Genomic DNA, 7,198 nt, shown 5'->3' with positions numbered 1-7,198 from the left:
GTCCGCGCCTTGTGTGCACGCTTTCCGATCTATCCCGCCGGCTGAATTGAACCGGGAGTAGGGCCGATGACGACGCCGGACGAAAGCGCCAAGGACGAAGCAGCCGGCCCCGAAACAGCGCCGGGCAAGTACGAAAAGCTGGCAGACGAGGCCGTGCAAAAGGGCCGCGAGCTGTTGGAAACCGACACCGGCCGCAAGGTCGCCGAGGTCGCCGAAACCGGCTTTGCCAAGGCCGAGGAGCTGATGGGCAAGGCGATGTCCAGCGATGCTGGCAAGCAGGTCGCCGATGCTGCCAAACAGGCGCAGGACACCGGCAAGCAGATATTGTCGACCGAACTGGGCAAGAATATCGCCATCGGCGCCGGTGCCGGCGCGGTGGCCGGCCTGGTGTTGCCGTTCTTCGGCACCGTGGTAGGCGCTGTGATCGGCGGCGGACTTGGCTATCTGCGCACCATCACCAAGGGCCGCTGATGCGCTGTCCGTTCTGCGGAAACGATGACACGCAGGTCAAGGACAGCCGTCCCACCGAGGATGGCGGCGCCATTCGCCGGCGCAGGCAATGCCCTGCGTGCGGGGGGCGCTTCACGACATTCGAACGCGTGCAACTGCGCGAGCTGACCATCATCAAGAAATCCGGCAAGAAGGAAGTGTTCGAGCGGGACAAGTTGGCGCGGTCGATCGAGATTGCCTGCCGCAAGCGCCCGATCGCACCCGAACGCATCGAACGGCTGGTCAATGGCGTGGTCCGCCGGCTGGAATCGACCGGAGAAAACGAGATCGAGGTCGGCATCGTCGGTGAAATGGTCATGGAAGGGCTGCAAGCGCTCGATCCGGTTGCCTATATCCGTTTTGCCAGCGTCTACCGCGACTTCCGCGAGGCTCAGGATTTCGAGACATTCGTCGGCGGCCTGAACGCATCGGTGCGCGGCAGCCGCGAACCGGAATGACTGGTCCCGAACCGTTGGTGCGGCCATCGATTGATGCGCCGCCGCCTGCCGTCATTCTGGTGCGGCCGCAACTGGGCATGAACATCGGCGCGGTGGCGCGCGCCATGCTCAATTTCGGCTTGACCGACTTGCGGCTGGTGCAGCCGCGCGATGGCTGGCCCAACGCCGATGCCGGGCCATCAGCCGTTGGCGCCGACATCGTGCTTGATGGCGCAACCGTGCATGACAGCCTGGCAGATGCGTGCAAGGGGCTGACGCTGGTGCTGGCCACCGCGATGGACACGCGCGACATGACGCGGCGGGTGGTGACGCCGACCCAGGCGGTCAAGGAATTCATCGCCTTGCCAGCTGGCGGCGGCCTGGTGTTTGGTCCGGAACGCACCGGGCTTGTCCGCGCCGATCTGTTGCAATGCCATGCCATCTGCACCATCCCGTCCAACCCCGATTTCGGATCGTTGAACCTCGCGCAATCCGTGGCAGTGCTGGGCTATGAATGGGTGCGCCAGCGCCATGACGGCCTGGCAGAGACTGTGATCAATCATCCCGGCCCGGCCCTGCACAACGAACTGCAGGACCTGATCACCGCCATCGACGCCAAGCTGGCCGAACACGGATACTACAGCCCCGAGGAAGGCCGGGCAGCGGCGGCGAAGCGCATGATGATCAACATGTTCACGCGGCCGCAGTTTTCCGGCGAAGAAGTGCGATCCTTGCGCGGGATTGTCAGGGGGCTTGTAGCGCCGCGCGCCAACCGCGCACGCCCTACCCAGCCATCTTCATGAAAACCCCCTTCCCGATGGGGAGGGGGTATTCGGTTCAGGCCACGGCCTCGAACGCTGTTTCCGGCTGCGGGTCACGCAGCGAATAGCCGCGGCCCCAGACCGTTTCGATGCAGCCCGACGCCGGTGCGCCAGCCAGGTGCAGTTTCTTGCGCAGCTTGCAGACGAACACGTCGATGATCTTGAGTTCCGGCTCGTCACGGCCACCATAAAGGTGCGTCAGGAACATTTCCTTGGTCAGCGTCATGCCCTTGCGGAGCGACAGCATTTCCAGAATGGCATATTCCTTGCCGGTGAGCGCGACACGGCGGCCATCGACACTGACGGAGCGCGCGGCCAAGTCGATCGAGACCGGCCCGGTCACGATCAGCGACTGGGCATGGCCCTGGCTGCGGCGGACCAGTGCGTGCAGACGCGCCAGCAATTCGTCCTTATCGAACGGCTTGGTGACGTAATCGTCGGCGCCAGCGCCGAACCCGGTGATCTTGCTGGTGGTTTCGGCATCGCCCGAAAGGATGAGCACTGGTGAATTGATGCGCAACTGGCGCAGGCGGCGCAGCACTTCATGCCCGCTCAGGTCCGGCAGGGTGAGGTCCAGAAGAATGACATCGAACTCATAGGTGCGAGCATATTCCAGCGCCAATTCGCCTGTGGCGGCACTTTCGTGTTCAAAGCCTGCTTCATCGAGCATGCGCTCGACGCTGCGGGCCATGGCACGGTCGTCTTCGACTAGAAGAACGCGCATATGAATAATCTCCGGGTACAAAATGCCAGCTCCGGACACGACGTGCCCGGGTCCGACCCCAGACCTGTTAAGCATTAATTTGTTCCAAACGTAAAGCCCCGAGTGAGGGACCGAGACTTTTTCGCCCTGAATCGCGGTCATTGTGCAACACTTTCGACATGTTTCTCAAAGACTGGGCGATAGATTTGAGTCCGGGTGACCCTGAGGCCCGGTTCGCCGGCGCAGGCAAGGGCATGTTCCCACAGGCACAATTCCTCGTCCGACAGGCCGTAGCGCGTGCAGGCTTCGACCCGGCCGAGCCGCCCTTGCGCAATGGCGCGGCAGATTGCCGCCTTGCGCCGTGCCACCCAGCGGACGGTTCCAACGGGGGGCAAATCGTCCAAATCCTGCGCCATGGCCACCGCGCCCTTCTGTTATGCCTTGCCCCAAGCTGTTTCACGGCGCCTGTCCGCCGCAGTTAAGCCGATCCACCCTGACCCTCTTGACCCCTGGGGCCGAAGGCGCGACAGGCGCGCTCATCATGCTCGCCCCGCTTTCTCCTTTGCAGATACTCGCGCCGCTGGCCGGGCGACGCGTTGCCGTTGCCATGTCGGGCGGGGTCGATTCTTCGGTTGTCGCCGCGCTGGCACATGAGGCCGGCTGCGAAGTGGTGGGCGTGACGCTCCAGCTGTATGATTCCGGTGCTGCGGCGGCGCGTCCCGGCGCGTGCTGTGCCGGCGCAGATATCCGCGATGCCCGCCAGGTCGCACAGCGGCTGGGTATCGCGCACTATGTCATCGACATGGAAAGCCGTTTCAAGGCGGCGGTGATCGACAATTTCGCGCAGGCCTATGCCGAAGGACGCACGCCGGTGCCTTGCGTGGAATGCAACAAGTCGGTCAAGTTCACCGACTTGCTGCGCCTGTCGCGTGAACTGGGCGCCGAGGCACTGCTGACTGGCCATTATGTCCAGCGCCTCGAAGGCGCCGAAGGTCCCGAACTGCATCGCGGCGTCGATCCGGGCAAGGACCAGAGCTACTTCCTCTGGGCCACAACGGCTGCCCAGCTTGATTATCTGCGCTTCCCGCTTGGCGGGCTGGACAAGGCCGAGACACGTGCCCTTGCCGGCCGCTTTGCGTTGTCGGTGGCAGCGAAGCCCGACAGCCAGGACATTTGCTTCGTGCCCGGCGGCGATTACGCAAAGGTCGTGGAGCGGGTCCGCCCCGATCTGGCGCGGCCCGGTGACATTGTCGACACGGCGGGCAGGGTGCTCGGCCGCCATATGGGCGTGCACCGGTTCACTGTCGGGCAGCGGCGCGGCCTTGATCTGGGGGGCCATGCCGAGCCGCTGTACGTGATTGCCATCAACGCCGCCGCCAACCAGGTTCTTGCCGGCCCGCGCCGGGCGCTTGCGGTTGCCGGCGCCAGTGTCTCCGAGATCAACAGGCTGGGTTCGCTTGATGGCCCGGTGATGGTCAAGGTGCGATCGATGGCGCCGCTGGCTGATGCGCGCTGGCGCGGTGACGCGCTGGCTTTCGATGCGCCGCAATATGGCGTCGCGCCGGGGCAGGCGGCGGTTGCGTATCTGGGCACGCGGGTGATGGGCGGCGGCACCATCCTCGCCACCAGCCCGGCCGACATCGCGGACGCCGCCGCTTAAGCCCTGGCAATTGCAGCCGTTGAACTTGTGTCGGCCCGTCAGTTTTTTGACGCGCCGGCGTCGGGAAATTGACGTTTCGCCGTCAAGTTTCTGACAATTCGATTTTGGTTAACCAGCCTCTCCCCGGTTAAGGTTAACAATCGGCAATTGGCACGCCTCTTGCTTTTGGGGAGGCATGTCCAGTCCCCCGCCTGCACCTGCCGCCCTCGCAATCCAGCTCTGGCTGCCCGGCCTTGCCGATATCGATCTGCATGGCACGCCGGTGGTCGGCCCCGACGAGCAGCCGATTTTCCGGCATGTCACTGCGGCGCAGGCATCCCGGTCGCGGGCCGTGCTGCTGCCGCATCGGCTCGATCTCAAGGTGGCGCCGGGCGACGAGGATTTTGCCGTCCAGCTGATTGCTGCCTTTGCGGCACCCGATGGCCGCCCTGCGGCGTCTGCACCGGCCAGCCGCGCTCTGCTGGCGCTTGCCGCCCGCGTGGCGCGCGCCCCTGTTTCCGTACTTATCGAAGGTGCCACCGGCACCGGCAAGGAAGGGCTCGCCCGCCTTGTTCATGACCAGTCCCCTCGCCGCGACGGACCCTTTGTCGCGGTCAACTCCGCCGCGCTCTCCGAATCAATGCTGGAAGCAGCCTTGTTCGGGCATGAGCGCGGCGCTTTTACTGGTGCACAGGCCGCATCTTGCGGCCTTGTGCGTGCTGCTCATGGCGGAACCCTGTTCCTCGATGAAGTGGCAGAACTGCCGCCGCTGGCGCAGGCCAAGCTGCTGCGTGTGCTGCAAGAGCGCGAAGTGCTGCCGGTCGGTGCCGTGCGTGCCGTGCCGGTCGATGTCCGCATTGTTGCGGCCGGCAACCGCGATCTGGCCAGCGACGTGGCATCGGGGCGTTTTCGCGCCGATCTTTATCATCGTCTGGCGGTGTTTCCGCTGCGCACCCTGCCGCTGGCGCAGCGGCGGCCGGACATCATCGCCATTGCCGCCCATCTGCTGCTGCAACACGGGCAAGGGCCGATTGCGTGGCCGACAGAGGCGGCGCTGGCCCGGCTCATGGCCCATGACTGGCCGGGCAATGCCCGCGAACTGGGCAATGTGCTCGACCGGGCGATGATCCTGGGATCGGGTGCCGTCATCACGCCGGCCGACTTGATGTTCGATAACGACCCTGCTGCTGCACTGCCTGCAGCTGCATGGCCCGTGGCCGTACCTCATGCTCCTTTGCCGGGTCAGGTGCGCGCGCACGAACAGTCCACTATCCGTCGGGCCTTGGCCGAAGCGCCAAGCCGCCGGGCCGCCGCTCTGCGGCTTGGCATCTCCGAACGCACCTTGCGTTACAAGCTGGCCGGGATGGCAACTGGCAAGGCAACCGGCACGGATCATCGGCCGCTGTTCCAGTGATGCTGCCGCCGGTTGATACCAGCAATGTGCTGGCGCTCAGGCAGCAGATCCTGGCGCGAAACACAGCGTTGCAGGGCGGGTCTTTGGGCGGGCTGCAAAATATTGGCCAGCCTGCGCAGCCGCCGGCGTTCCAGACCGCCATGCAGGATGCGCTGAAATCTGTCAGTGCCGTGCAGGAACAGGCCGGCACGGCCTCGGCCGCATTCGAACGCGGCGAAACCCATGATCTCGCCAGCGTCATGATCGCCCGTCAAAAAGCCTCCATTGCCTTTGAAGCCACTTTGCAGGTCCGCAACCGCCTGCTTGGTGCCTATAAGGACGTCATGAACATGCCGCTGTAGCGCCGTGCCAGACGCCGCAGCCATTCCGCTTCCTGCCAGTTTTGCCGGCGTTGCAGCCCGTGCGCGCGCCGTTGCCGGCAGCCCGGCGATACAGCGTGCCCGCCCGGCGCTGCTGGTGACCGCTGCGCTGTTGGGCGTGCTGCTGCTGTTTGTTGCCTTGCGTTCCCCCGATTGGCGTCCGTTGCATCCGGGCTTGTCCGATGCCGATACCGCCGCTGTGGCCGATGCCTTGGCCGGCAGCAATTTCGCGCACCGGATCAACCCCGATACCGGCGCTGCCGAAGTGGCGAGCAGCGAAATCGCCGCTGCGCGCATCATGCTGGCGGGGCAGGGCCTCCCCAAGGCGGCGCGGGGCGGTGATGCCCTGGCCGACATGCCGCTCGGCGCCTCGCGCAGTGTCGAATCCGCCCGGCTCAAGGCCGCGCTGGCGTCCGAACTGGCTGCCAGCGTCGAGGCGATCGATGGTGTGAAATCGGCACGCGTCCATGTTGCCACACCCGAACCCTCGGTGTTCATCCGCGACCGGGCGCCGCCATCTGCCAGCGTTTTCGTGTCGCTGGCGGCCGGCCGCACCCTGTCCGAAGCGCAGGTGCGCGCCATTGTCTGGCTGGTCAGCACATCGGTTGCCGGCCTGGCGCCCGACAAGGTCAGCGTTGTCGACCAGACAGGGACATTGCTGTCGGCCAGCATCGGCGGAGATGCCCAGCAGCTTGGCTATCAGGCCCGGCTTGAGGGACTGGTGCGCGAACGGCTGGTCAAGATGCTGACACCGCTGATCGGCGCTGGCAAATTCACCGCCGAAGTGGCCGCAGATGTGGATTTTTCCCAGAACGAGGCCAGTTCCGAACGCTTCCAGCCCGCCGGGACACTGAAATCAGAACAGGCCAGCCGCTCCATCGATACGCCGCCGGCACCGGCGCGCGGCATTCCCGGCGCGCTGTCCAACACGGCGCCTCAGGCCGCGCAGATATCCGCCACGCCGCCCGCCGCGCCGGCTTCCTTGCCGGCACCCGGAAATGTCACCGCAGAACAAACGAGCCGCATGTGGGAAATCGGCAAGGAAGTCTCGGTGACACGCGGCGCTGCGCCCCGTGTGCGCCGGCTTTCGGTTGCCGTGGTCATCGATCTGGCCGCGCTGGGCAAGAACGGCGCGCGCGACCTGCCCAATCTGGTACGTATCGTGCGCGGCGCGGTTGGCTATGACGCGGCGCGCGGCGATATCGTCGAGGTGCAGATGCGCGGTTTTGCGCCGGTTGCAGACGATGCTTCCGGCGGCTGGCTGGATACGCCCGCCGCGCAGAATTACGGCCCCTATGCCGTCGGCGGCGCGGCGGTGCTGGTGATCGCGGGCGCC

At 65.5% G+C, this 7,198-nt stretch carries 9 protein-coding genes; 7 read left to right on the top strand and 2 right to left on the bottom strand.

Translation table 11 applies throughout. From position 1 onward, the window contains the following. The first annotated feature begins 66 nt into the window (after positions 1 to 66). Genes RMQ73_RS11335 through RMQ73_RS11325 form a run of 3 tightly spaced genes read left to right on the top strand, consistent with a single transcriptional unit; the run spans position 67 to position 1,729 of the window. Positions 67 to 471, top strand: coding sequence for a hypothetical protein (locus RMQ73_RS11335; RefSeq protein WP_310498351.1), 405 nt, complete (start codon positions 67 to 69; stop codon positions 469 to 471). Beyond that, positions 471 to 947 (top strand): transcriptional regulator NrdR, encoded by a 477-nt coding sequence (nrdR, locus tag RMQ73_RS11330; protein ID WP_310498350.1) that lies wholly within the window; start codon positions 471 to 473, stop codon positions 945 to 947. The genes RMQ73_RS11335 and nrdR overlap by 1 nt, the downstream gene beginning before the upstream one ends. Further along, on the top strand, positions 944 to 1,729 hold the full coding sequence (locus RMQ73_RS11325) for an RNA methyltransferase (protein ID WP_310498349.1): 786 nt from the start codon (positions 944 to 946) through the stop codon (positions 1,727 to 1,729). The genes nrdR and RMQ73_RS11325 overlap by 4 nt, the downstream gene beginning before the upstream one ends. Before the next feature lie 34 nt (positions 1,730 to 1,763). On the opposite strand, the gene RMQ73_RS11320 is transcribed toward RMQ73_RS11325, so the two are convergent. Beyond that, positions 1,764 to 2,471 (bottom strand): response regulator transcription factor, encoded by a 708-nt coding sequence (locus tag RMQ73_RS11320; protein WP_310498348.1) that lies wholly within the window; start codon positions 2,469 to 2,471, stop codon positions 1,764 to 1,766. A 137-nt stretch (positions 2,472 to 2,608) separates the two neighbouring features. Beyond that, the gene (locus tag RMQ73_RS11315; RefSeq protein WP_310498347.1) at positions 2,609 to 2,854 is read right to left on the bottom strand and encodes a DUF1153 domain-containing protein; all 246 of its coding nucleotides are present in this window, start codon (positions 2,852 to 2,854) and stop codon (positions 2,609 to 2,611) included. A 137-nt stretch (positions 2,855 to 2,991) separates the two neighbouring features. Between RMQ73_RS11315 and mnmA the strand changes: the two genes are divergently transcribed. From mnmA to fliF, 4 genes are all read left to right on the top strand, one after another. Next, positions 2,992 to 4,110: a tRNA 2-thiouridine(34) synthase MnmA gene (gene mnmA, locus RMQ73_RS11310; RefSeq protein WP_310498346.1), complete on the top strand. Its 1,119-nt coding sequence runs from the start codon at positions 2,992 to 2,994 to the stop codon at positions 4,108 to 4,110. 175 nt (positions 4,111 to 4,285) lie between these two features. Beyond that, positions 4,286 to 5,503: a sigma-54 dependent transcriptional regulator gene (locus RMQ73_RS11305; RefSeq protein ID WP_310498345.1), complete on the top strand. Its 1,218-nt coding sequence runs from the start codon at positions 4,286 to 4,288 to the stop codon at positions 5,501 to 5,503. Next, positions 5,503 to 5,844, top strand: coding sequence for a flagellar hook-basal body complex protein FliE (gene fliE / locus RMQ73_RS11300; protein WP_310498344.1), 342 nt, complete (start codon positions 5,503 to 5,505; stop codon positions 5,842 to 5,844). Before RMQ73_RS11305 ends, fliE begins: the two co-directional genes overlap by 1 nt. Positions 5,845 to 5,848: 4 nt before the next feature. Continuing rightward, on the top strand, positions 5,849 to 7,198 hold a 1,350-nt coding region (gene fliF, locus RMQ73_RS11295; protein WP_310498343.1), incomplete at its 3' end, for a flagellar basal-body MS-ring/collar protein FliF.

Origin of the sequence: Sandarakinorhabdus sp. (genome assembly GCF_031430775.1) — a bacterium.
Lineage (GTDB): Bacteria > Pseudomonadota > Alphaproteobacteria > Sphingomonadales > Sphingomonadaceae > Sandarakinorhabdus.
This window is presented reverse-complemented; position numbering and strand designations above follow the sequence as displayed.

Bases quoted from the DNA above. Each gene is read 5' to 3' on its own strand.
- RMQ73_RS11335 (WP_310498351.1), top strand. From the start codon at position 67: ATGACGACGCCGGACGAAAGCGCCAAGGACGAAGCAGCCGGCCCCGAA.
- nrdR (WP_310498350.1), top strand. From the start codon at position 471: ATGCGCTGTCCGTTCTGCGGAAACGATGACACGCAGGTCAAGGACAGC.
- RMQ73_RS11325 (WP_310498349.1), top strand. From the start codon at position 944: ATGACTGGTCCCGAACCGTTGGTGCGGCCATCGATTGATGCGCCGCCG.
- RMQ73_RS11320 (WP_310498348.1), bottom strand. From the start codon at position 2,471: ATGCGCGTTCTTCTAGTCGAAGACGACCGTGCCATGGCCCGCAGCGTC.
- mnmA (WP_310498346.1), top strand. From the start codon at position 2,992: ATGCTCGCCCCGCTTTCTCCTTTGCAGATACTCGCGCCGCTGGCCGGG.
- RMQ73_RS11305 (WP_310498345.1), top strand. From the start codon at position 4,286: ATGTCCAGTCCCCCGCCTGCACCTGCCGCCCTCGCAATCCAGCTCTGG.
- fliE (WP_310498344.1), top strand. From the start codon at position 5,503: ATGCTGCCGCCGGTTGATACCAGCAATGTGCTGGCGCTCAGGCAGCAG.